The following is a 22,651-nucleotide window of genomic DNA, read 5'->3' as shown; positions in this document are numbered from 1 at the left end:
GCGCCTCAATTTTGTGATATGGATCACAAATATGAGATCATAACGACAGCATCTAGTCTTCCGCTGATTGACAATAAGCAGCAGCCATCTGTCTGGACAACCTGGTAGAGGTAGATCACCAAGTGACAGAACTCTTTCGACATAGCAAGCATTTGCTCGCCTCGCTGGCGCTGCTCAGCGTATTGGGGCTAATGTTAGCGATGCATCCCAGCCCCTCTGCCATAGAGCGCATCATGGCCCGTGGCGAGCTGGTGGTCCTGACGCGTCCATCCAACACCACCTATTACGAAGACCAGCACGGCTTCACCGGTATGGAGTATGAACTCGCCAAAGGGTTCGCTGACAGCCAGGGCGTGGAGTTGCGTATCCTCGAATCCGACGACCTGTCCTACATTCGATATGCCATCCGCAAAGGTACCGCTGATATTGTCGCAGCCGGCCTGATCGCCACTCCAGAACGTAGCAAGAGTCTGCGTTTCAGCACCGCCTATCAGAATGTCGATGTTCTGCTAGTCCGCCGCCTTACCAGCCACCGAATTACTGACCTAAGCCAACTTAACCAGCAAACCATTGCCGTAAGCGCAGGTTCCAGCCACGCAGAGCTGCTTCTCAAGGCACAGCTTGAGAGCCCAGAGTTAGAATTCCAAGAAGTGGAAAATGCCACTCCGGAACAATTACTGGCCTTGGTGGAAGACGGTCAAGTGGATTACACCCTGATCAATTCCAACAGCTATACCCTGCAGAGAGCCCTCTGGCCCGACCTGGTCGCCGATTACACCGTCGCCAGAGACATGCCTCTGTCGTGGGCATTTAACCCCAAAGACGATAAAAGCCTATACCAGGAAGCACAGCGTTACCTGACCCAGGCCAAGGCAGACGGCACCACCGCCAAACTGGAAGACCGTTTTTACGGCCATGTAGAACAGTTCAACCTTTACGCAGCGCGCAGCTTTATGCGTCACTTGGATGATCGACTGCCTCTATACGAAGATCTATTCAAGCAAGCTGAAGAAGACAGCGGCTTTGACTGGCGCTTACTGGCCGCCCTCGCCTACCAAGAATCCCTGTGGGACCCGCAAGCCATCTCGCCCACCGGCGTGAAAGGCTTGATGATGCTCACGAACAATACTGCTCGCCAGATGGGCATCAGCGATCGAACTGACCCATCACAAAGTATCCGTGCCGGCGCCGGCTACCTGCGCCGCACCCATGCGCGGATTCCCGATCGTATTCCTGAGCCCAGCCGTACCTGGATGGCACTGGCTGCCTACAATGTGGGGTACGGGCATTTGGAAGATGCCCGCGTACTCACCCAGCGCCAGGGCGGCAACCCGGACAACTGGCAGGACGTTAAACAACGCCTGCCTCTACTGGCCAAGCCCGCCTACGCGGATCAACTCCGCTACGGAACAGCGCCAGGCGGCCAAGCAGTGGCCTATGTCCGTCACATTCGGCGCTATTACGATCTCTTAGTATGGGCAGAAAACTCCCGTCGTCGTGATGACACACTCATCGCTCTGAATTAATCCAAGCACCATCTGCCTAGCAATCACACGTTGAACACGCGAACCCACCCGGTGCTTACTGCCGGCGTACGACCAAGGCCATCCCCAAACCCAAATCCAAATTGCACGCACCGCTCAGGCAAAAAGAGCAAAGCCGCCTCATACATCATTTCGGTGGTAGAAACGCAGCTCTTCAAGAGAGCCACGCACACGTTCCACGAGTGCGTTACTGAGTTGGCGATAATCAGGATAAGGCGTTAACAGCAACCGCTTTTGCGGGTCTATGGCGACCCCCGGTACTGCCTGCAAATGCTGGGCATTGTGTTGCAAGCTGGTGAACCGTGACAGATTCTCCTTGCCCCCGATCCAATGCCAACACGGTGCCTGCACCAGTTCCGGCATGAAACATAACGCGGTTTCCCGAAACAAGACCTCATCTCGAAAATGCCGCCAATCACTCTCTACCGGGCAGGCTACCTTGGCCAGAAGGGTCACGATCTTACGCCAATGATTGGAATTAGCCGCCAGCAATGCTGCAACATCAAGGGTCATTTCATTGGGTCGATGCGGCAAATACAAAATCAGGGTCGGGCTGGTAGCACCCAAATAATCGGCGTTATGCATGCAACCATACTCGTGCTTGAGGAACGCATATTCTACCGATTGCGACACTGGAGAAGCGAAAACGAAAAAGGGCTTGTCGCAGTAATTACTGCGACAAGCCCTTCGTCTGAATCTGGTAGGCACGAGTGGATTCGAACCACCGACCCCCACCATGTCAAGGTGGTGCTCTAACCAACTGAGCTACGTGCCTAAAGAGGGTGGCAATTCTATGCAGCTTGATCCGTCAGGGCAAGACCCCCGTTGCAGATTACCGGCCATCAGCCAAATATCCACAACACAATGAGGAGTAATTACTTACGACGTCGCGAACCCCAGGCGGTTTCAATCTGCCGAGCACGGGTGATGGACTCTTCCACCAGCTCCGACTGATGCTCTGCAAATTCCCGAATAATTTCCAGCGCCGAGCGTACATCACGGCGAAAAATAGTTTCCACCAACGCCTTAAAGAACGACAAACACTCCTTTATTTCATCAGGCTCCAAATGCAACGCCATGAAGTAAGCCCGCTGCATAGCTGGCTGCATGTTAATCAACACATCTTCCACAAAAACATTACGCGCGAATGGATAAAGATGCTCCAGGAAACGAAAACTAAGAGTAAAAAAAGCATCATAATCCCGCTCTTCAGCCTCCACCTGTAACCCGTGGACCAGTTCGATGAAAGAATCCATATCTTCTTCTCGAACCACTTTAATAGCCTTTCGAATCACTAAACCCAGCAGCACCTGCATGACTTCATACAGATTACGCACATGGGTCTCTGACATCTCTTTCACCACGGCACCACGGCGAGGAAGAATGTCGATAAGCTGGCGACGCTGCAGGATCAATAAAGCCTCACGGACCGAACCTCGGCTGACATCAAGCTCACCGGCCACACGGAGTTCCTGAATGCGATCTCCCGCCAGCATATCGCCATGAATAATCTGCTGCGCAAGATGCTGGGCAATTTGCTCAGAGAGGCTTTCTTTTGCTTTGAAACCCATCGAACCCCCGGTACCTGTTGAACAATTCAGTCCATTTTGTCTGACTATAGTACACAAAAAAACCGCCACCAAGTGCAGGCTTTACTGACCCTCACCCACCAACAATCACTACATTGGTGCCATACTGACTCCCAGTAACACAGAGTCTTCTACAGCAAGAATGATGACCACATCAAAAAAACAGGCGGAGCGTCATGAACCAGAGCCTCATCACCCAGTTACCCAGAGTGGAACAACTGTTCGACCGTTACGCTGAACGTTTCGGCAAACAGCAAACAACGTACCGTAACCATGTATACCGACTGGTGAATCTAGTCATAGCGCAACGGCCCTTGAACGTAGAAGAGCTGGATAAATTACAGATTGCTGCTTTTTTCCATGATGCGGGGATCTGGTTAGCTGGCACCTTCGATTACTTGCCGTCTTCGTCCCGCCAAGCAGATCACTATCTGCAGGAGGAGCAGCTGGAAGATTGGAGTCATGATGTACACAACATGATCATGAATCATCACAAAGTTAGCCGTTTCAGCCACAACCATTTGGATCTTACTGAGGCCTTCCGTCGGGCCGACTGGATCGATGTTAGCCTTGGACTACTGCGTTTCGGTGTTCCCATGGCCAGAATTCGGCTGATCAAACGCAGCTTCCCCAACGCAGGCTTCCACCCGCTATTGTTGAAACTCAGCGGTCGGCAAATACTCAAGCAACCCTGGAGACCATTTCCTATGTTCAGGCGGTGAGCTTCGACCGACACTGTTTTATGGCTGAAAAAGTTACCCACAACTTCTGTGGATAACTCTGTGAATAGACTGTCAGGAACCTTCCCCACCACCTGCCACGCCTACCATTACATTAAAGTGATGAAAAAATGGCCATAAAATTAAACCATTTAAAATCATATACTTACAAATAAACATAACAAATCAACAGCTTAGCGATCAGCCTTCGCACAGCAGATGAAAAAATGCAGACATGCTGTGCAAAACTGTTGCCCATGAACAGGGCATTAAGGAAATAGCAAGAGGAGACGACACAAATTTCAACTTAATATTGATCGAGAGACTTATCGTTCAGGGTAATTTGAACAGACAGACAAAAGAATCTAAGTAACCTCTGAAAAACGCCTTACATGCTCAGCGTCAGCCAGAAAGGTACAAATGTTGTGTTTTATCGCAACGGGCAGCAGGTGAAGCCTTCACAGGCCACACTCTTCAGATCTTCCGGATGGACCGCACTCGTTATTATGCTTTTCATTGGATGAGCATCTCTCGACCTCCTTAAAGGAGGCAACCCCAAAACCGCGCCAAGATCGCGATCCTGCCTGAAAATCTAGGCCCGCAAAAGGTTTCAACCGTCCGTTAGAACGAGGGGATATTTCTCTTAGACAGCCAACCTATTACAAGCGTCAACGTATCAGCCAGTCCTGACTGCACTGGCCGCAGGAAAGACTAAGCCAATCGAGTTTATAACGGTATCTTATCGATGCTATCCGCCGTGTTATCAATGGCACCATCGACTTTTTCAAGGGCTTCATCGGCAGCATTGCCCGCCACTGGAATAATTGACAATACGGCCCCAACCACAGAGCCTGCCGCTCCCACTAAACGCATGGGCGTGGTGGCCAACTTGGTCAGAAAGCAACCACTAAGAACCGCAGCCAACAGAGCAATAGCGGCTAAACGCATCACAGATTTCATACTCCCACCTTTTCTACTTATTTTTAATTGGCAGTATTACCCATCAAATCACTGGCTGCAGCTTGATGGGTAATGGTTAACGATTTTAATATTCGAAGGTCATTCCCAGACGCTTACCCACTTCTTCATAGGCTTCAACCACTCCGCCCAACCCCTGACGGAAACGGTCTTTATCCAATTTTTCGCGGCTATCCTTGTCCCACAAGCGGCAGCCATCCGGGCTAAATTCATCCCCCAGTAATACCTCACCTTTAAACATGCCAAACTCCAGCTTGTAATCCACCAGCAGCATGCCCCCGTCCAGAAACAGCTGTTTGAGCACGTCGTTCACCGCAAAGGTGAGGGTTTTCATCTGTGCCACCTGATCGTCGCTGGCCCAACCAAAGCTACGAATATGGAAATCATTGACCATGGGGTCCCCCAAGTCATCGTCCTTTAAGAAGAACTCAAACGTTGGCGGCGTCAACTCCAGGCCCTCTTCCACACCCAAGCGGCGGCATATGGAGCCCGCAGCAATATTACGCACCACGCATTCCACCGGAATCATATCTAGCTTCTTCACCAGGGATTCAGTGGCCGATAGGGTTTTCTCAAAATGGCAGGGGATGCCCGCCGCTTTCAGCTTTTCCATAATGGCTGCGTTGAACTGATTATTCACTGCCCCCTTGCGAGCCAATGCCTCTTTTTTCTTACCATCAAAGGCGGAGGTATCGTCACGAAACAGCATAATCAGCATGTCTTCGTCATCGGTGGTGTACACGGACTTGGCTTTGCCGGCATACAACTCGTCGCGTTTTTCCATGGAAAGGCCTATTACTCAGGTCAGCATTAATGTACTTGTAGCCAGTCAAACCCTTCCGTCTGACTAGCAACGCTAATTCGTTCACGCCCGCGGGTTACCACCCGTTGCACGGCATCCAGTGCATGCAGGGACGTGTTGTTCTGTTCGCTCAGGTGCGACAGCACCAAATGCTGCAGGCGATCCACATTGGCCTGACGCAACAGCGCCGCAGCCTGATCATTACTCAGGTGGCCTAACATACCACCCACACGTCGTTTCAACGATGCTGGGTACGGTCCTGAGGCTAGTAATTGCGAGTCGTGATTGCATTCTAATACTAAGGCATCGCAGTCCCTGTAGGCATCAACCACATGGGGGGTAATCGCACCCAAGTCGGTAAGCACTCCCACCGTGCGCTGCTGCCAAGAAAAGCGATACTGGCAAGGTTCACGAGCATCATGGGGCACCAGCACCGGCAGAACTTCCATCGCTCCCAGTGTAAACGTCCGACCGGGGCGAATTTCTTGCCAGTTAGCCTCTTTCAGGCTGGCGCGTTTGTCGTGCACAGCGCTGGCGGTGCCAAATGAGCTATATACCGGGCACCCCACTTTACGGGCCAACGCCCCGGCGCTACGAATATGATCTCCGTGCTCATGGGTGACCAAAATCGCACTGAGCTGATCGGCGACCAGCCCCAGCTGCCCCAATCGCACCTCAGTTTCCTTAATGGTAAAACCACAATCAACCAACACCAAAGTGTCGTCAGCGTGCACCAGCGTGGCGTTGCCTTTGCTGCCACTGCCCAATGAGGCCAGCTGCATTAATCGAGCTCGTCGTAGATTCGCTCAAGAATGGCCTGCCCCGGGATTTTATCCACCAGTGCGGAGCCCTTCTCATTCAACACAGCCACCTGAATACCGTTGGTCGTATGGCTTAATTTCAACTGTGCTTCGCGGGCACCCAACTCATACCGATCGGGAACCTTAAGGTAAAAGATACCCACTTCTCGATCACGATCACTGACCTTTAAATCCGTCTGTTTTAGGGCATCACTCACATATTCCCATGCCCAGGCGTAGCGAGTGGACATCATGATAATCGGGTAACCATTGCCATCCCGACCTAGCAATGCTTTAGCGGATTCACCACGCGGAGCAGACTCAACGTTTTCGTTGCCAGAGGCACTCCCCAACACCACCAGTTGCGGCGGGCGCGGTGCCTCAAAACGCTTTTCATCTTCACCAGGAGCGGTTAGCCGCTCATCCTCGCGAGGCACCGCATACAGGGGCTGCTCACCAATAAACACGCCACCGTCGGGCACTTTAATCGGGTCGGTCACGGCCGCTTTACGGTATTCCAAACTGCTGTCTGGCAACCAGCTACAACCAGCCACCATCAAAGCGAGCATGAGTGGTGCCAGCAACGCCGCTTTCTTCATTTAACCTCCAACAGGCCGCATTGGCGCATGGTTTCACGTAACCGCGGCTGAGCCGCTTCTGACATCGGCACCAACGGTAGCCTGATACCCGCGTCAATTAGGCCCATTTCAAACAGTGCCCATTTCACCGGGATCGGATTCGCTTCAATAAACAGATCACGATGCAGGGGTTCGAGTTCCGCATTCAGTGCCCGAGCGGTATCCGCATCACCAGCCAGAGCCGCCTCACACATGGCGGCCATCTTCGCCGGGGCCACGTTAGCGGTCACCGAAATATCGCCATGTCCGCCAGCCAAAATAAAGTCCATGGCGGTGGCGTCATCGCCAGAATAAAGCATGAAATCATCAGAACAGCGCTCACGGATTTCGCGAGCCCGCTCCAAATTACCGGTGGCTTCCTTTATGCCCACGATGTTCGGCACTTTACTCAAGCGCTCCACGGTTTCCGGCAGTAAATCGCAAGATGTTCGACCGGGCACGTTATACAGTATTTGCGGAATATCTACCGCACGAGCTATCGCCAAGAAGTGTTGATACAGACCTTCCTGGGGCGGCTTGTTGTAATAAGGCGTCACCAACAGGCAAGCGTCTGCGCCATCTCGTTTGGCATCTCGAGTCAGGCGAATGGCTTCTTCTGTGTTGTTGGCACCAGTACCGGCAATAACCGGAAGGCGGCCCTTAGCCAGCGCCACCACTTCACGGATCACGCTATCGTGCTCTTCAAACCCAAGGGTAGCGGATTCACCGGTCGTCCCCACAGCTACGATGGCATGGGTGCCTTGTTCTACATGCCAATTAACCAGCGAGCGCAATCGCTCCCAGTCTACGGACCCATCTGCACGCATGGGGGTCACCAGCGCCACTATGCTGCCGCGAATCATGCCTGTCTCCTATTGTGCGCAAACCCGTTGCGCCACTCAATGCGCTCAACGATGCCTCCCAACTAGCGAGCCCTATCGTCGGGTGAAGGGCGCTATGGTAAACCCCGCCCCCAAAGCGGACAAGGAGCGCGTCTGCGGTTTACTACCTGGAATGCAACGTACAGCTTCAGACCCGTCTTCTCGGCAAGTGTTCAGTCTGAGATGAACTGGGTAAACTGATTGGCCAAATACACCTCATAAGAAGGCAAATTTCGTGCCCGCCACCGGTACGTGGACCTGAATATTGACGGCACTAGCAAAACGGAGAACAACAATGGATCAGTTGATTGTGATTTCTGCCTTAGGCACGGACCGGCCAGGCATTGTGCAGGCCCTGTCCAAGGCCGTGTTGGAATACGATGGCAATATCATGGATTCACGGATGACCGTACTCGGGGGGGAATTTGCTGTACTGATGCTGGTTGCCGGCAACGCCGCCACTTTGGACAGCTTAGAAGCCGGGCAGCAACAGTTGGCCGATCAACTAAACTTGCGGATAACCCTTAAACGCACCCGCGCCCCGGAGGCTAGCTCCGCCGCCCTGCCCTACGAAGTGGAAGTAGTGGCCATGGACAATCCGGGCATTGTCCATGAAATCGCCCACTTCTTCTCCGGGCGCAACATTAACATCGATGACCTACACACGGGCACCTACGCCGCCCCACACACTGGCACCCGCATGTTCAGCCTGCATCTAACTTTGAGCATGAACGCGGAACACTCCGTGGCCCAGCTACGCGACGCTTTTCTGGATTTTTGTGAAGCCCGCAACCTGGATGCCACCATGACGCCAAAACGCTAGCTGGGCGCAACGCAGCAAACTCATCAAGACTACCAAAGAGAACGGAATTCAATATGGCACACCCCAAAATTGGCAATCTGGCACCCAACTTCAAACTACCGGATCAAGATGGAAATCAGGTTGAATTGAAAGCGTTCAGGAATCAAAACCCGGTGGTGATTTTCTTTTACCCCAAAGCCTTGACCCCGGGCTGCACCACCCAGGCCTGCGGCATTCGTGACACCCAGGCAGAGCTTGAAAAACGGGGAGTCGTGGTATTTGGCATCAGCCCGGATGCAGTAGCACGCTTGCCCAAGTTTATCGACAAGCATTCCCTGAACTTCACCCTATTATCCGACGAAGATCACGCCATCGCCGAGAAATACGGCTGTTGGGGCATGAAGAAATTCATGGGCAAGGAATTCATGGGGCTTATCCGCACCACCTTTATCATCGGCAAGAATGGCAAACTGCTAAAGGTAATGGACAAATTCAAAACCAAAACCCATCACGAAGACCTGCTAGCTGAACTGGACGCGCTAGGGCTTTAACGCCACCTCACCAGTAAAAAGGGGCTTTCGCCCCTTTTTCTTTGCCTCATGCCTCTGGCTGGGATGCTAGCTTCCCGGGAGAATAGTCTGCCTGCCGAGGCCAGGCATTGATCACAGCTTTAATCAACGTCGCCAACGGGATGGCAAAGAACACCCCCCACAACCCCCATAGCCCGCCGAATAACAGAATGGCGGTAATAATCGCCACAGGATGCAAATTCACCGCCTCGGAAAACAACAGCGGTACCAGAATATTGCCATCAATAAACTGGATGATGCCATATACGATCATCACCAGCGCAAAGTCACCACCCCAACCGAACTGCACGTAAGCCACTGCCGCCACCGGCAAGGTGACCACTGTGGCGCCGATGTATGGCACCACCACCGACAGCCCGACCAGCACCGCCAGCAACACCGCATAATTCATATCCAGTAGTATGAAAGCGATAAACGTTGAACCGCCGACCAGCAGAATTTCAATCGCCTTACCTCTCACATAATTGGCGATCTGACCGTCCATTTCGTGCCATACGTGAGAAAGAATCCGCCGCTTACGAGGCAAAAAGCCCAGCATCCAGTTGACCAGGGTTTCCCTGTCTTTCAAAAAGAAAAACACCAACAAAGGGACCAGCACAAGAAACACCATTATTTCTACCAGGTTGGGAATCGATGCCAGCGACAACGTCAGCACTCCCTGGCCCGCCTCAGCCACCTCCCGCTGAATTACCGCGACAATGGAATTCACCTGATCCATGGAAATCACTTCTGGATAGTGAGCCGGCAGGCCCCGCAGCCAGATTTCCCCATTTTTGAGCATATGGGGCAGCTGATCCTGAACTAACAACACTAGCTGTCGCCACACCATAGGCAACAGCACCACCAAGGTGGCGGTCAACAGGCCAACAAACAGCACAAATACCAAATTGACCGCGAGCATACGCCTAACGCCCCGGCGCTCCAGCGCCCCCACCAGCCCCTGCATTAGATAGGCCACCACCATGGCCGTAAACACCGGCGCTAGCATGCCACCAAAAAAAGCAATCACCAGCCCAACGGCCAACAGCAGGACAACTAAATACACCGCCTCTTCGTCAGAAAAATAACTATCGGCCCAATTTTTCAGTATGCGTAGCATCAAGGCTCCTGTGTGCCGCAACGGATCACGAAATAGTAACAGCCTTTCGATTCCCCCATGCGAACTAGCGCATGGCAGGACTGTCTCAGATAGGCGGGAATATCATTGGCTGACCCCGTGTCCGTGGCAATCACTTCCAGCAATTGCCCGGCACGGAGCTGCCGCAACGCCTGCCGGGTTTTCAACAGCGGCAACGGGCACTGTAACGTGGACGCATCCACATGGAGATCAACCTTGTGTTCAGACATCTGGTGCTTAGTCATTCTTATCACTTCATTCATTGTCGCCCTGCCGGCATTATAGTCATAAGAGAGCCTTTGAATAACGCCTTGTGTAGCGATACTCAAGGTTACCCTACCCGTTACGACTCTCTGAACGGAGCCACGACTTGACGTTGTTTTTGCGTACATTTTTGCTATTCAGCTGCTGCTGGCTAGCCAACCCGTCCAGTGCCGATAACAATCTTCCGGTGCTAGGCGACCCTACCGCAGCGCTCATGTCTTCCGGCCAGGAATACCGCTTGGGTCGTGCTTGGCTACGCAGTCTGCGCGGGCAGACTTCCATCATGTCCGACCCCATGTTGCAGGAATACGTGGAGAGCCTAGTCTACCGGCTAGCCTCCTACAGCGACCTGAAAGAACCCAACCTGGATATCGTGGTAATAAACAGTCGCCAGATTAACGCTTTTGCAGTGCCCGGTGGGGTAATCGGGCTCAACGCCGGCCTGTTTCTAAATGCGGAGAGCGAAGACGAAGTCGCCGGAGTGGTTGCTCACGAAATTGCCCACGTAAGCCAGCGGCACTTTGCCCGCCGATACTTAGATTCAAAAAAAATGAACACTGCGGTGCTGGCCGCCATGCTGGCCAGCCTGGCCGTTGCCATTGCCGGCGACGGTGAAGCTGGGATGGCCGGTATCGCAGCCACCCAGGCCGGGGCCATTCAGGCTCAACTGGCCTATTCTCGTCAAAATGAACGCGAAGCTGACCGGGTGGGCATGCAGACCCTCGCCGCCTCTGGCATGGACCCAAGCGCCATGCCGCGCTTTTTCGAACGTATGCACGATAGCCAACGTTTCTCCGGAAATCCGCCGGAGTTTCTGCTCACTCACCCGGTCACCGAAAGCCGAATTGCTGACAGCCGCGCCCGCGCCCGCGCCCTTCCACCGGCACGTCTATCCGTTTCCACCAGTTTTCTGCTGGCACAGGCCCGCCTCAAGGCAGGCTTCATTACCTCTGATGAGCAAGCCATTGAATATTTCAAACGCTACAGCAATGAACGCAGTGCGTTAGGGTTACAGGCCGCACGATACGGCCTAGCCCTGAGCTATCTGCGTGCCAATCACTATGATCAGGCTCGCGGATTGATGCAGGGGCTAGCCGATCAATACCCCGATCAACTCTGGTTCCGCCTAGGGTTAGCTGAAGTGGCGCTGGATGAAGGTAGCTACCCGCTAGCGATTAAAGAAACCGGGTGGGTACTGAACATTTCACCGGACAATTACGCCGCGTCCATACTGCAAAGCAAAGCCTACCTGCGCAGCAAGCAACCAGAAAAGGCCCTGCCATTACTCAAACCGCTACTCAAAGACCACATCAATGATCCTCACATCTGGGACCTGCTGGCTGATGCCTACGGCAACAGTGGCGACACCGTGCGCGCCCTGCATGCCCGTGCCGAAAGCCAGTTTCTACGCGGCAACGATTCTAAAGCCCAGCAACAAATGCGCTATGCCCTGCGCGACGCAGAGAATGACTTTGCTTTGCACAGCAAATTGAACGGGCGCCTGCGAGAAATGAAGCGATTATCTGAAGAAGAGTTCTGAGCGCGGTGGCGGGGTACTGTCTAAATCGCAAGAATACAACCTGCGTTGTTTGCACAGGTTGTATCAGGCGTCACACAAAATAATAGCGGCCGGTCACGCTTTCAACTTGCGGCCGAAATCCAACATGCGGTTCAACGGCACCATGGCTTTTTCTGCCAGCGACGAGTCCACGAAAATTTCCTGCCCCATGCCGTTGGCATCTTCCAGCACCGCGAGCATGTTCTGCAGGCCATTCATTGCCATCCACGGACAGTGAGCACAACTGCGACAGGTCGCACCGGAGCCCGCCGTCGGCGCTTCCAAGAAGGTTTTGCCCGGCGCTAACTGCTGCATCTTGTAGAAAATGCCCTTGTCGGTGGCAACGATGAACACCTCATTGTCCATCTCGCAAGCGGCCTTGATCAGCTGTGAGGTTGAGCCGACCACATCCGCCATTTCCACCACCGAGGCCGGGGATTCCGGGTGCACCAGAATAGCGGCATCCGGGTAGGCGGCTTGCAAATCATGCAACCCTTTAGCTTTAAACTCTTCGTGAACAATGCAGGCACCGTCCCAACACAATACATCGGCGCCAGCTTTATCACGAACATAGCCGCCAAGGTGCTTGTCCGGCGCCCACAGAATTTTTTCACCGTTGCTATCTAGATGCTCAATCAACTCCACGGCGATGGACGAGGTGACCACCCAATCGGCACGGGCTTTCACCGCAGCGGAAGTATTGGCATAAACCACCACAGTGCGGTCCGGGTGCTGGTCGCAAAATGCGGAAAACTCTTCTTCCGGACAACCGATATCCAATGAACAGGTCGCTTCGAGTGTCGGCATGAAGACGCGTTTTTCCGGGCTAAGAATTTTGGCGGTCTCACCCATAAACTTCACCCCGGCCACAATCAACGTGGACGCAGGATGGTCTTTGCCAAAGCGGGCCATTTCCAAAGAATCAGACACACAGCCACCGGTTTCTTCCGCCAACGACTGAATTTCCGGGTCTGTGTAGTAATGCGCTACCAACACCGCATCGCGTTGACGCAACAACGCCTTGATCCGATCACGATAGGATGCGCGTTGCTCTTCGCTGAGCGTGTCCTCGGGCTCCACCTCAGCTAAATGCGCCTGGACCCGTGCTTGTGCCTCTGCCGTCATTGCCTTACCGCCCGGGGTTTCCCCCTGAAATCAACAACTTGGAAAATTGATAAAAGAATAAGGCGGGCATAATACCACAACAGCCAAAAACCGCTGAATAGCGGCCTGTTGTTAGCCCTGCAAAGGATTAAATGCGTCCGACGAGGGCGGTTTTCAAGCTTCCCTTCAAGCTTGGAAGGAAGGCCGGTAAGCGGGTCCGGCGGCAACCAGATGCACCGTGCTGATGGCCCGCTCCAGGAACGCGCCCTCGCAATAGCACAGGTAATATTCCCACATACGCACGAACCGCTCATCAAAACCCAGCTCGCGAATGCGGGGCAGCGCATCATGAAAACGCTGGCGCCAGTGATTTAAGGTCAGCGCGTAATCATGACCGATGTCGTGCAGTTCCGTGGTCACCAAGCGGGTATGGCGCGTGAGGTTGTCGCACATCACCGACACACTGGGCAGGAAACCGCCGGGAAAGATATAACGCTTAATGAAGTCCACCTGCTTCAATGCATAGTGGTAACGCTGGTCCGGCACCGTGATTGCCTGAATCAGCAGCAACCCTTCCGGCTTCAAACGCTTGCCCAACACATCAAAATAGCCAGGCAAAAATTCCGCCCCCACCGCTTCGATCATTTCCACGGACACCACCCTGTCATACTGTCCGGTGAGTTCGCGATAATCCTTTTCCAGAATGGTGATGCGATCACTTAGCCCGGCATCGGCAACCAGATCACGGGCATAACGGGCCTGCTCGCGGGATATCGTTGTGGTGGTAACGGTGACCCCGTAATGCTGCGCTGCATGCAGCGCTAAACCGCCCCAGCCCGTGCCAATTTCAAGCACCGTCATGCCGGGCTGTAATTGCAGCCGTTGGCAAATCAAATCCAGCTTGTGCACCGAGGCCTCCTCCAGGGACGCCTCCGGGCGCGAAAAAACCGCACTGGAATACATCATGGTGCGATCAAGAAACAGGCTGAAAAAATCATTGCCCAGATCGTAATGCGCGGAAATATTTCTGCGCGATCCTTGCAGCGAATTGCGATTATAGCGGTGCAGCATTCTCAACGCGGGTTTGGACAGCGCGGCAAAGCCGCCTTCCAGCGCTTGCATGGCGTCCACATTTGCGGCGAAATACCGTATTACCTTAACCAGGTCCGGGCTCGACCAGCTTTGTTCCATAAACGCCTCTGCCGCCCCCATCGCCCCACCGCTCATCATCATGCTGTAGGTGCACCAATCGGTGAGTACGATATGGCCGATTGCCTGGCTATTGTGTGAATCGCCGAGTAACACGGTGTTTCCATCCGGCTCATCAATACGCAGGCCGCCGTGTGGCACTTTCGCCAGCTTATTCAACACCAGAGTACGAGCCACTGATTGCGACCAACTCAATGTGCCGGCCTGGATACTTTTATTGTTAGAGGCTCTATCGCCAGACAGCATTACCTTACTCCCTGTTTCCATCATCGCCTGAATCACCATCATCACGTTGAGCGTTCTCGCCAGCGGGGTGACCGTGAAAGACCGCGCCTTTACGCCACAGTTTGAAGGCCTGCCAATAAATATTTTTCAGCGTGGCCAACCCTTGGGCACCAAACCGGAAAATGCCCTTGCCCATGGCGGCGGAATCCGGCGCAACTAATTGCAACTTCATTCCGGCCTTGAACACGCAGACCTGTTTATCCCGGTCCTCTAACCCTATTCGCAGATCGGGTAAGGCAACGTGAAGATGCCAATGGTATTGCAGCAGCATGGGCAAGAAAGGGGACACATGAAAAGCCTTGGGGTGGTTCACCAGCAGCACCCCGTTTTCATTTCGGGAAAACGTGAGAGGGTAAAAATGGCGCTCTCGCCATGGGGTATTTTGCACCTCGGCGATCATGCTGTCGGGCTGGCTTTTTCCTTGCGGGAAATGCAGGTACAACACCAATGGATTAAACAGGGTTCCGAAGGTACGCCACTGCGCCAGCATAACCGTTCTGCCATGGCTCCAGTTCAGCCCCAGGCTGAGCGCTTTTTCGCGAACTTTTTCCGCTAACGGCACGGCACGAGTATCCAGGTAATCCTGATCACGAAAAGTGACCGGTCGCCACCTCCTGCCCCAGGCCCAGTGCCGCCCGAGCATGGCATCAATTTTTTCCAGATCGCACCAAACCATCCACAGCGGGTAATCAAAGCTGTAGGTAAACGGTTGCAACCGTTGATGCCAGACGCGCCCGCGCGCAATAGCATAGGGCGTCAACGGGTCATTGACCGAAGCCTCCATCACGCAACGCCCCCTTCCTGCGCCTTGCCAGTGATCCCTGCCACCACGTTCAACGCAGACACCACACCATCTTCATGGAAACCATTGCGACACCAGGCACCGGCAAACCAGGTGGCATTTTTGCCGTTGTCTTTCAGTAATTGTTCCCGGGCCGCCACCGTCTGCGGTGTGAATAACGGATGCGCAAAATGGTAACGGGCGAGTACCTTTTTAGTATCAATTCGGTCACTGGCGTTCAGCGTGACACAGAAGGTTTCCGGGGCAGCAATACCCTGCAGAATATTCATGTTATAGGTCACTTGAACCCGTTCCTGATCCTGCGCATACAACATGGCATTCCAGCTTGACCATACCCGTTCCCGACGCGGTAGCAATGCTGTATCCGTATGCAGGACCACTTCATTGTCCTGGTAACCCAATTGCGACAGGTTCGCTTCTTCCCGTTCGTCTGGGTCACTGAGTAATGCCAGCGCCTGGTCGCTGTGGCACGCCAGCACAACCTGATCGTAATGCCGCTCTGTCCCGCCTACGGTGACGGTGACACCGACACCAGCCTCTACGCCCACTCCCGCTGAGCCCCGTCGTATCGACTGCACCGGGGTGCGGGTATGAAAGGTAGCGTTGCAACCGTCCACCAGAGGTTTCACGTATTGATTGGAACCACCAGGCACCACGAACCACTGAGGCCGATCATTCAACGACAATAAACCATGATTCTGGAAAAACCGGATAAAAAACCGAGCAGGAAAAACTTCCATCTGCTCCAGCGAACAAGACCAGATAGCCCCACCCATGGCGAGAATATAATCCCGGGCAAAGCGTTCACCGTAACCCTGCTCACGCAGATACTGCCCCAAAGGAAGATCTCCCTTGGCGCTATTAAGCAAAGCCGGTGCCTGCTTATTGAAGCGCAAGATGTCGCGAATGAAACGCCAGTGTGAAAAGTTCAGCAAATTGCGTTTCTGGGCAAACATGCCCCCCAGCCCATCGCCGCAGTATTCCAGCCCGTTCTTCTCATCACTGACCGCAAACCCCATAGGAGTGGGTTGGCCCTGCAAGCCAAGCTCCTCCAACAAACGAAGGTAATTCGGGTAGGTTCGATCGTTGAATACAATAAACCCTACATCAATAGCGTAATCACCATGGGGTCGAGATACCGGAATCGTACAGGTATGCCCACCCAGATAATCATTGGCTTCAAATACATCGACCTGATGACCCGCTTTTGACAGATACCAAGCGGTGCTAAGCCCACTAATACCGGCTCCAACAATAGCAATACGCTGACTCATGTCTTTCCCTTCCTACTATTGCCCATGGCCGGCGGCGACACGGGGTGTTGCTGATCCTAAGAGGTTTTATCAAACCGGCTTTTAGCCGCCTTGAACGCTACCGTCACCCGCTCACGCACTCCCGCATGGGGCACCACCGGTGGTGGATAATCCCGGGCCAGTAGCGGCTGCTTCCAGGGCTCATGGATTTGCTTGCTATCCAAGTCGCGCAATTGCGGCACCCAATGAGCAATAAAGCGGCCTTCGCTATCAAAACGTTGCCCCTGACGAACCGGATTAAACACCCGAAAATAAGGCACCGCATCGGTGCCAGATGAGGCACTCCACTGCCAGCCACCGTTATTGGCGGCAAAGTCCCCATCGATCAAATGTGTCATAAAGAACGCTTCACCGCGGCGCCAATCCAGCCAAAGATGCTTACTGAGAAACATGGCTGTCACCATGCGTAGCCGGTTATGCATCCAGCCGGTGGCAACCAGCTGCCGCATGGCTGCATCCACCAACGGGTACCCCGTACGCCCTTCACACCAAGCGGCGAATAGCTCGTCATCATTTTTCCATTCCAGCAAATCCGTTTCCGGCCGGAAGCCTTGTCCGCGGCTAACGCGAGGAAACTGCGCCATGATCTGGCGGTAAAAATCCCGCCAGGCCAACTCGTCGATCCAGCAGGCAGCACCATCACGGCTACCCGCATCCGCCATGGCCTGGGTTGCGGCCCGGAAACAACTGGCCACCGACAGGGTTCCCGCCGATAGCGCCACCGATAAGCCGCTGGTGCCAGACAAATCAGGAAAATCACGGTTGCGGCGATAGTCGGCCAGCGACCGCTCCATAAATTGATCAAGTTGTTGCCAGGCGGCCTCTTCTCCAGGCGCCCATTGCTGCGTTAGCGCCTCAGGCACGTCCAGCATTTCAAGGGCCTTCGCCACAACCTTAGCCCCCATAAACGTACCTTCAGCCCTGCATTGTGATGGCACCGGTGTCATCGCCGGGTGATGATCGGCCGTCCATACATCCCAACGTTTCTTATAAGCCCCAAACACCGTATACGGTGTTCCTTTACCGGTGCGCAGTGCCGCGGGTGGAACTAACACGCCATCGTCGAAACCGCGCAGGATAATCCCTTGCTCACGCAGGCGTTCAGCCACCAGTGTGTCTCGCTGCTTTTCATTGAGCGGATACTCACGATTGCAATACAGGTGTGTCACACCTTGGCTCTGGGCAAATTCTGCTAACGCCTCCGGCACCTTCTCGAAGGTGTCCACATCCAGCACATGCAGATCAATGCCGCGGTTAGCCAGGGACTCGCCCAGCTCACGCAAGCTTTCCAACACATACCAGCGGCGCAACGGCGCCACCTGATGACGATCCCATTGCCCCTGACACAGACAATACACCGCCAGCGCCTGTGGCCTCGTCTCACCCGCGCTTATCGATGACTCTGTCAACGCAGCGTGCAGAGGCGAGTGTGCCGCGACACGCAGGTCGTTGCGGTACCAGACCAGATTCATGGCGTACTCCAGGATTGTTGAAGTCGATCCAGTTCGCTCGCCAGCCCCTGCCGACGCCCGCCAAGCTGGGCTACCTCTTGCGGCAGTGTCATTTGCGATAGATCCAGCCCCCAGCACGCCTCACTGAGGCCACAACCAGAAGCGATACCGATTTGCTGACGCTGGGCCGCCGTTGGCCAGCGATCCACCACCCAGAGCACACCACCGGCCCGTTGCGCCAGGCTTTTGAGTACACTGCGCAGTTCTACCGTCACCAAAGGAGCCCCCAGACACCAGAGCGGGCGGTTCAATACCATCGCCAGTTCCAGTGCCGGCAAGGCTCTCCCCACCGGCACCAGCAACCAGCCGGCCTCCCCACCCCGTGGCGCCAGCGATAATGCCCGCGACGACCACTTGGCCTGCAGCACACCGTCAAACAGGGTGAGCCATCCACCCAGGGCTGAAGTGTCAGCCAAACGTGCCCGCACGGGATCACAAAAGTGATCCAGTACCAGAGCATGGCTATAATCATTCAGCAGCCCATTGAGCAACTGTTCCAGACGGCGGGTGTTGAGCGACTCCAGCGCGCAGATCGCGTCTGTTACTGCCCCGCGCCAAGGCCCTTGCTGTTCGGCACCCTGTTCCCACACCGCCCCGTTAGCCGCTGCTGAATCAGCCAGTAGCCCCGCCACCTGACTGATCGGCACCCCTCGCTCCAGCCAATGCTGAATCTGCTCGATACAAGCGATATCCACTTCGCTATAACGCCGATGCCCTTTATCCGTGCGTGCGGGCGTCAACAAACCATAACGACGCTCCCAGGCACGCAAAGTCACCGCGGGGATACCGCAGTGCATGCTCACGTGCTGAATGCTGATGCTACCGGCTTGTCGGTCCGCAACTTGAACCCTGCTTGTAGACTCGCTCATACCCGATTTCTCAGGCCTAGCGGGTCCGGGTACGGGGAAAGATAGCGCTGCTGGGCCAAGTAAGGCTGATCGGTTTTACGCAGGGCACCACGCAACAGGGTCATCGGCACAACCAGCGGCACCTCTTCACGCAGATAAGCGTCTATCTGTTCGTTGATCAACGCCCTGTCGTCTCCACCTAGATCCTGGCGCAAAAACCCGGCCAGATGTTGCAGGGTATTCACATGGGCGCCCCGGGATACACGCTTCTTCATGGCGGACATCACCGCATGAATATAATCCCCGGCAATGTCTTGCAGCGGGCGTGCTTGAAGGTCCGCCAGCATGGGGCCCACTTCACGGTAGGTTTTCTGGCAATGAGCCAACAGCTGAAATTTGTGACGGCTATGGAACACAATCAGCTTTTTAGCGGTCAGGCCTTGTTCCATCATCTGACACCAGTCGTCATACAGGAACACGCGCTCGATAAAGTTTTCACGCAGAGCGGCATCATTCAGGCGCCCTTCTTCTTCCAGTGGCATTAGCGGATAACGGCGTGCCAGCGCCGCAGCGAACAGCCCGCTGGCATCCCGACGTTGTACATTGCCCGCCTCGTTGTAGACACGGATTCTTTCCATCCCGCAGCTGGGAGACTTGGCCATCAGAATATAGCCACGCAACGGCGCTAGTGACGGCAACGTCCGGTCGATGAAATCCATCATCATCCCGGTGCAATCTCGCTTACCATCCGTGGTTAGCAACCGCAGCGGCGCTTCAGAGCCTTCGCCTGCGTCATTATTCACCGGATGCTTTTCCCCATCGTCCACCAAATGCATTGCTTTGCGCGGTGCCGACATTCCTGCCCCCATTTCTGGACACTGGGAGCGAAACTCAAAGTACTGCGACAGAACCTCGGTACAGTAACGCGAATGCTTGTGGCCTTTATCGTGGCGCACCTCCAAGCCCAGCAAACAGGCGCTGATACCAACCGGAATACGCGCCAGAATGTCCTTTTTCTCAGATTTAACCGCGTCCATGGAGTGACCTCAGTGGCAGTAGAGGCTGGCAAGCAGTTCCGCCGGCACCTCAGGGTTATACAAAAGTAGAAATCTGTACAACCTTACCCCAGCGACCTGTCAACGCATTGTGAAGGTGTTCCATCACACTTCAGCAAGACAGTGATCACAAAGGTGCAATCGTTGAAGTCTATGCTTATACTCCTCAAAACACTGACCTTATGGACAGCAAAATGCGCATTCTTGTCTGCGGTGGCCGTGATTTTGACAACCAGGCTCTACTGGCACGCACCCTGAACCGTCTACATCGGGATAACACCCTATCCCTCCTCATCCATGGCAATGCCAGCGGTGCGGACCGTCTGGCTGGGCAGTGGGCCCATGACCACGGTATTGATCAGGTGAGCTACCCTGCCAACTGGAAAGCCCATGGTCGAGCTGCTGGCCCCATGCGCAACCGCCGAATGCTGCACCACGGCCGTCCGCAGGCAGTGATTGCCTTTCCCGGCGGACGCGGCACAGCACATATGGTGGCGCTTGCAGAGCAAGCGGGTTTGCCGGTGTGGAGGCCTGCAGAAGAACAGGAAGCCTGCGGGTTTCAAGGTATTGGGGAGTTACAGCGCTAATTCACCTACCGCGCAAAGATCATCAAGGAAGAAAATAGAAAGGAAGCTGGAACGAAAAAGGGCCCGCCGTAGGCGAGCCCTTTTAAATATGGTGGGTCGTGCTGGATTCGAACCAGCGACCAATTGGTTAAAAGCCAACTGCTCTACCAACTGAGCTAACGACCCGCTCCCGAAGGAGGCGCAAATAATACGGATTTATTTCTTGGTGACAAGGGGTTAACCCATTTTTTTTCTGCTTTATTGATAGTTTGTTGGATCTTTAACCAATGCATCCTCGAAGCCTTGGCTGCGCAGACGGCAACTGTCGCATTTCCCACAAGCATTTCCATGATCGTCAGCCTGATAACAAGAGACGGTAAGACCGTAATCCAAACCCAACGCCACCCCCCGCTGAATAATCTGCGCTTTACTCAAATGCATTAACGGAGTCTCAATCTGCATGGGCCTCCCTTCTACCCCTGCCTTGGTGGCTAAAGTGGCCATGGACTGAAACGCCTCGATAAACGCCGGCCGGCAATCTGGATAGCCTGAATAGTCCACCGCATTCACTCCAATAAAAATAGCTTGCGCATCAATCACTTCCGCCAAACCTAGCGCCAGAGACAGGAATACCGTGTTACGGGCCGGCACATAGGTCACAGGAATACCGTCACCCCCGTTTTCCGGCACCTCAATGGAATGATCCGTCAACGCAGAGCCGCCGATATTCCCCATACCCAGCTCAATGACACGGTGACTCAACGCCCCCAACACGCCAGACACACGCTCCGCCGCATCCAACTCTGACCGAGTGCGTTGGCCATAATCGAATGCAATGGTATGGCAGGCATAGCCCTGATCACGGGCGATCGCCAAGCAAGTGGCTGAATCCAAGCCACCGGACAACAGCACCACGGCTTTTTTCATGGCAGGTTCCTTCATTACTCTTTGCTTTAGGGTTGTGAGACTTCACGTTTGGCGCATAGAGATCTTGCGTCTGACCTTAATCAGCGTCCGCGAGCATCATTCCAAAGAAGCTTATGTAGCTGCAATTGGAAACGTACCGGCAAACGGTCTTCGACAATCCAATTCGCCAAGTCTCCCGGGGCTAAAGTCCCTTGCACAGGTGAGAACAGCACATCACTGACCCGCTGGTGTAACTGGTACTGATCCAGCATAAAGCGTGCCCAATCGTAATCCTTGCGGTCCGCCAGCACGAACTTCACCTGGTGGTGAGCCTTGAGTAGAGCGATATTGCTCAGCCGATTATTGTGCTGTTCACCTGAACCCGGCGCTTTAAGATCCATCACCACAGACACCCGCTCGTCCACACCGGCAATATCCATGGCGCCGCCCGTTTCCAGGCTTACTTGATAACCCTCATCACAGAGCGTCTTAAGCAATGGCAGGCAGCTTGGTTGCGCTAAGGGCTCTCCTCCCGTCACCGTCACATACTGAGCACCGAGAGCCGCCACCTCCTCAAGAATAGCGGCCAAACTCCATTTTTCTCCCCCGGAGAACGCATATTCTGTATCACACCAAACACAGCGTTGCGGGCAACCCGTTAGGCGCACGAATACCGTTGGGCGGCCCACAGTGCGGGATTCACCTTGTAACGAATGGAATATTTCGGTGAGGCGGAGTTCCACAACATCTCCTGAAAGCCCTGAAAGAGGGGGGAAATGCGCGGATTCTAT

At 54.3% G+C, this 22,651-nt stretch carries 24 protein-coding genes and 2 tRNA genes; 6 read left to right on the top strand and 20 right to left on the bottom strand.

Annotated elements, in window-relative coordinates; all coding sequences use genetic code 11:
* Positions 1-122: 122 nt before the first annotated feature.
* Positions 123-1,526 carry a membrane-bound lytic murein transglycosylase MltF gene (gene mltF, locus ABO_RS04050; protein WP_011588068.1) on the top strand — a complete coding sequence of 468 codons (1,404 nt, stop codon included), beginning with the start codon at positions 123-125 and terminating at the stop codon, positions 1,524-1,526.
* Between the two features lie 138 nt (positions 1,527-1,664).
* Here mltF and ABO_RS04045 read toward each other — a convergent pair whose 3' ends face one another.
* From ABO_RS04045 to ABO_RS04035, 3 genes are all read right to left on the bottom strand, one after another.
* The gene (locus tag ABO_RS04045) at positions 1,665-2,129 is read right to left on the bottom strand and encodes a DUF6942 family protein (protein WP_035460807.1); all 465 of its coding nucleotides are present in this window, start codon (positions 2,127-2,129) and stop codon (positions 1,665-1,667) included.
* Positions 2,130-2,242: 113 nt separating this feature from the next.
* Positions 2,243-2,319, bottom strand: a tRNA-Val gene (locus ABO_RS04040).
* 100 nt (positions 2,320-2,419) lie between these two features.
* Positions 2,420-3,115, bottom strand: coding sequence for a GntR family transcriptional regulator (locus tag ABO_RS04035; RefSeq protein WP_011588066.1), 696 nt, complete (start codon positions 3,113-3,115; stop codon positions 2,420-2,422).
* Positions 3,116-3,309: 194 nt separating this feature from the next.
* Here ABO_RS04035 and ABO_RS04030 point away from each other — a divergent pair, with 194 nt between their 5' ends.
* Positions 3,310-3,855, top strand: a complete 546-nt coding sequence (locus tag ABO_RS04030; RefSeq protein ID WP_011588065.1) for a hypothetical protein — start codon at positions 3,310-3,312, stop codon at positions 3,853-3,855.
* A 723-nt stretch (positions 3,856-4,578) separates the two neighbouring features.
* On the opposite strand, the gene ABO_RS04025 is transcribed toward ABO_RS04030, so the two are convergent.
* From ABO_RS04025 to dapA, 5 genes are all read right to left on the bottom strand, one after another.
* Positions 4,579-4,812 carry a DUF6726 family protein gene (locus tag ABO_RS04025; protein ID WP_011588064.1) on the bottom strand — a complete coding sequence of 78 codons (234 nt, stop codon included), beginning with the start codon at positions 4,810-4,812 and terminating at the stop codon, positions 4,579-4,581.
* A gap of 85 nt (positions 4,813-4,897) precedes the next feature.
* Positions 4,898-5,614 carry a phosphoribosylaminoimidazolesuccinocarboxamide synthase gene (gene purC / locus ABO_RS04020; protein WP_011588063.1) on the bottom strand — a complete coding sequence of 239 codons (717 nt, stop codon included), beginning with the start codon at positions 5,612-5,614 and terminating at the stop codon, positions 4,898-4,900.
* Between the two features lie 26 nt (positions 5,615-5,640).
* Positions 5,641-6,414, bottom strand: a complete 774-nt coding sequence (locus tag ABO_RS04015) for an MBL fold metallo-hydrolase (protein WP_011588062.1) — start codon at positions 6,412-6,414, stop codon at positions 5,641-5,643.
* The gene (gene bamC, locus ABO_RS04010) at positions 6,414-7,031 is read right to left on the bottom strand and encodes an outer membrane protein assembly factor BamC (RefSeq protein ID WP_011588061.1); all 618 of its coding nucleotides are present in this window, start codon (positions 7,029-7,031) and stop codon (positions 6,414-6,416) included. Before bamC ends, ABO_RS04015 begins: the two co-directional genes overlap by 1 nt.
* Positions 7,028-7,912 (bottom strand): 4-hydroxy-tetrahydrodipicolinate synthase, encoded by an 885-nt coding sequence (dapA, locus tag ABO_RS04005; RefSeq protein WP_011588060.1) that lies wholly within the window; start codon positions 7,910-7,912, stop codon positions 7,028-7,030. The genes bamC and dapA overlap by 4 nt, the downstream gene beginning before the upstream one ends.
* A 313-nt stretch (positions 7,913-8,225) precedes the next feature.
* Between dapA and ABO_RS04000 the strand changes: the two genes are divergently transcribed.
* Both ABO_RS04000 and bcp read left to right on the top strand, forming a co-directional pair.
* Complete coding sequence (locus tag ABO_RS04000; protein ID WP_035460809.1) at positions 8,226-8,753, top strand: glycine cleavage system protein R; 528 nt, start codon at positions 8,226-8,228, stop codon at positions 8,751-8,753.
* A gap of 53 nt (positions 8,754-8,806) precedes the next feature.
* A complete protein-coding gene (bcp, locus tag ABO_RS03995; RefSeq protein WP_011588058.1) occupies positions 8,807-9,283 on the top strand; it encodes a thioredoxin-dependent thiol peroxidase in 477 nt (158 codons plus the stop codon).
* 46 nt (positions 9,284-9,329) lie between these two features.
* On the opposite strand, the gene ABO_RS03990 is transcribed toward bcp, so the two are convergent.
* Both ABO_RS03990 and ABO_RS03985 read right to left on the bottom strand, forming a co-directional pair.
* On the bottom strand, positions 9,330-10,421 hold the full coding sequence (locus ABO_RS03990; protein WP_035460811.1) for an AI-2E family transporter: 1,092 nt from the start codon (positions 10,419-10,421) through the stop codon (positions 9,330-9,332).
* Positions 10,421-10,684 carry a sulfurtransferase TusA family protein gene (locus ABO_RS03985; RefSeq protein WP_231483484.1) on the bottom strand — a complete coding sequence of 88 codons (264 nt, stop codon included), beginning with the start codon at positions 10,682-10,684 and terminating at the stop codon, positions 10,421-10,423. Before ABO_RS03985 ends, ABO_RS03990 begins: the two co-directional genes overlap by 1 nt.
* Positions 10,685-10,809: 125 nt before the next feature.
* On the opposite strand from ABO_RS03985, the gene ABO_RS03980 reads away from it, so the two are divergent.
* The gene (locus ABO_RS03980; RefSeq protein WP_011588055.1) at positions 10,810-12,243 is read left to right on the top strand and encodes a M48 family metalloprotease; all 1,434 of its coding nucleotides are present in this window, start codon (positions 10,810-10,812) and stop codon (positions 12,241-12,243) included.
* A gap of 93 nt (positions 12,244-12,336) precedes the next feature.
* On the opposite strand, the gene nadA is transcribed toward ABO_RS03980, so the two are convergent.
* From nadA to ABO_RS03945, 7 genes are all read right to left on the bottom strand, one after another.
* Positions 12,337-13,386, bottom strand: coding sequence for a quinolinate synthase NadA (gene nadA, locus ABO_RS03975; RefSeq protein WP_011588054.1), 1,050 nt, complete (start codon positions 13,384-13,386; stop codon positions 12,337-12,339).
* A gap of 165 nt (positions 13,387-13,551) precedes the next feature.
* A complete protein-coding gene (locus ABO_RS03970; RefSeq protein WP_011588053.1) occupies positions 13,552-14,820 on the bottom strand; it encodes an SAM-dependent methyltransferase in 1,269 nt (422 codons plus the stop codon).
* 4 nt (positions 14,821-14,824) lie between these two features.
* Positions 14,825-15,643 (bottom strand): DUF1365 domain-containing protein, encoded by an 819-nt coding sequence (locus ABO_RS03965; protein ID WP_035460813.1) that lies wholly within the window; start codon positions 15,641-15,643, stop codon positions 14,825-14,827.
* On the bottom strand, positions 15,643-16,935 hold the full coding sequence (locus tag ABO_RS03960; RefSeq protein WP_011588051.1) for an NAD(P)/FAD-dependent oxidoreductase: 1,293 nt from the start codon (positions 16,933-16,935) through the stop codon (positions 15,643-15,645). Before ABO_RS03960 ends, ABO_RS03965 begins: the two co-directional genes overlap by 1 nt.
* Before the next feature lie 56 nt (positions 16,936-16,991).
* Positions 16,992-18,446, bottom strand: a complete 1,455-nt coding sequence (locus ABO_RS03955; protein ID WP_011588050.1) for a cryptochrome/photolyase family protein — start codon at positions 18,444-18,446, stop codon at positions 16,992-16,994.
* A complete protein-coding gene (locus ABO_RS03950) occupies positions 18,443-19,354 on the bottom strand; it encodes a MerR family transcriptional regulator (protein ID WP_011588049.1) in 912 nt (303 codons plus the stop codon). The genes ABO_RS03955 and ABO_RS03950 overlap by 4 nt, the downstream gene beginning before the upstream one ends.
* Positions 19,351-20,370, bottom strand: coding sequence for a YbgA family protein (locus ABO_RS03945; protein ID WP_011588048.1), 1,020 nt, complete (start codon positions 20,368-20,370; stop codon positions 19,351-19,353). Before ABO_RS03945 ends, ABO_RS03950 begins: the two co-directional genes overlap by 4 nt.
* 212 nt (positions 20,371-20,582) lie before the next feature.
* Between ABO_RS03945 and ABO_RS03940 the strand changes: the two genes are divergently transcribed.
* Complete coding sequence (locus tag ABO_RS03940) at positions 20,583-20,975, top strand: DUF2493 domain-containing protein (protein WP_035460815.1); 393 nt, start codon at positions 20,583-20,585, stop codon at positions 20,973-20,975.
* 89 nt (positions 20,976-21,064) lie between these two features.
* Here the strand turns inward: ABO_RS03940 and ABO_RS03935 are convergent.
* From ABO_RS03935 to queE, 3 genes are all read right to left on the bottom strand, one after another.
* Positions 21,065-21,140 (bottom strand) — tRNA-Lys (locus tag ABO_RS03935).
* Positions 21,141-21,212: 72 nt separating this feature from the next.
* Positions 21,213-21,881 carry a 7-cyano-7-deazaguanine synthase QueC gene (gene queC, locus ABO_RS03930; protein ID WP_035460816.1) on the bottom strand — a complete coding sequence of 223 codons (669 nt, stop codon included), beginning with the start codon at positions 21,879-21,881 and terminating at the stop codon, positions 21,213-21,215.
* An 80-nt stretch (positions 21,882-21,961) separates the two neighbouring features.
* Positions 21,962-22,603, bottom strand: coding sequence for a 7-carboxy-7-deazaguanine synthase QueE (gene queE, locus ABO_RS03925; protein ID WP_011588045.1), 642 nt, complete (start codon positions 22,601-22,603; stop codon positions 21,962-21,964).
* Positions 22,604-22,651 lie beyond the last annotated feature (48 nt).

The organism is Alcanivorax borkumensis SK2 (assembly GCF_000009365.1).
Classification (GTDB): domain Bacteria; phylum Pseudomonadota; class Gammaproteobacteria; order Pseudomonadales; family Alcanivoracaceae; genus Alcanivorax; species Alcanivorax borkumensis.
The sequence above is the reverse complement of the archived record's forward strand: the minus strand, read 5'-3'. Positions and strand labels throughout refer to the sequence as shown.

Bases quoted from the DNA above. Each gene is read 5' to 3' on its own strand.
- ABO_RS04045 (WP_035460807.1), bottom strand. From the start codon at position 2,129: ATGCATAACGCCGATTATTTGGGTGCTACCAGCCCGACCCTGATTTTG.
- ABO_RS04035 (WP_011588066.1), bottom strand. From the start codon at position 3,115: ATGGGTTTCAAAGCAAAAGAAAGCCTCTCTGAGCAAATTGCCCAGCAT.
- ABO_RS04030 (WP_011588065.1), top strand. From the start codon at position 3,310: ATGAACCAGAGCCTCATCACCCAGTTACCCAGAGTGGAACAACTGTTC.
- ABO_RS04025 (WP_011588064.1), bottom strand. From the start codon at position 4,812: ATGAAATCTGTGATGCGTTTAGCCGCTATTGCTCTGTTGGCTGCGGTT.
- purC (WP_011588063.1), bottom strand. From the start codon at position 5,614: ATGGAAAAACGCGACGAGTTGTATGCCGGCAAAGCCAAGTCCGTGTAC.
- ABO_RS04015 (WP_011588062.1), bottom strand. From the start codon at position 6,414: ATGCAGCTGGCCTCATTGGGCAGTGGCAGCAAAGGCAACGCCACGCTG.
- bamC (WP_011588061.1), bottom strand. From the start codon at position 7,031: ATGAAGAAAGCGGCGTTGCTGGCACCACTCATGCTCGCTTTGATGGTG.
- dapA (WP_011588060.1), bottom strand. From the start codon at position 7,912: ATGATTCGCGGCAGCATAGTGGCGCTGGTGACCCCCATGCGTGCAGAT.
- ABO_RS04000 (WP_035460809.1), top strand. From the start codon at position 8,226: ATGGATCAGTTGATTGTGATTTCTGCCTTAGGCACGGACCGGCCAGGC.
- bcp (WP_011588058.1), top strand. From the start codon at position 8,807: ATGGCACACCCCAAAATTGGCAATCTGGCACCCAACTTCAAACTACCG.
- ABO_RS03990 (WP_035460811.1), bottom strand. From the start codon at position 10,421: ATGCTACGCATACTGAAAAATTGGGCCGATAGTTATTTTTCTGACGAA.
- ABO_RS03985 (WP_231483484.1), bottom strand. From the start codon at position 10,684: ATGACTAAGCACCAGATGTCTGAACACAAGGTTGATCTCCATGTGGAT.
- nadA (WP_011588054.1), bottom strand. From the start codon at position 13,386: ATGACGGCAGAGGCACAAGCACGGGTCCAGGCGCATTTAGCTGAGGTG.
- ABO_RS03970 (WP_011588053.1), bottom strand. From the start codon at position 14,820: ATGCTGTCTGGCGATAGAGCCTCTAACAATAAAAGTATCCAGGCCGGC.
- ABO_RS03965 (WP_035460813.1), bottom strand. From the start codon at position 15,643: ATGGAGGCTTCGGTCAATGACCCGTTGACGCCCTATGCTATTGCGCGC.
- ABO_RS03960 (WP_011588051.1), bottom strand. From the start codon at position 16,935: ATGAGTCAGCGTATTGCTATTGTTGGAGCCGGTATTAGTGGGCTTAGC.
- ABO_RS03955 (WP_011588050.1), bottom strand. From the start codon at position 18,446: ATGAATCTGGTCTGGTACCGCAACGACCTGCGTGTCGCGGCACACTCG.
- ABO_RS03950 (WP_011588049.1), bottom strand. From the start codon at position 19,354: ATGAGCGAGTCTACAAGCAGGGTTCAAGTTGCGGACCGACAAGCCGGT.
- ABO_RS03945 (WP_011588048.1), bottom strand. From the start codon at position 20,370: ATGGACGCGGTTAAATCTGAGAAAAAGGACATTCTGGCGCGTATTCCG.
- ABO_RS03940 (WP_035460815.1), top strand. From the start codon at position 20,583: ATGCGCATTCTTGTCTGCGGTGGCCGTGATTTTGACAACCAGGCTCTA.
- queC (WP_035460816.1), bottom strand. From the start codon at position 21,881: ATGAAAAAAGCCGTGGTGCTGTTGTCCGGTGGCTTGGATTCAGCCACT.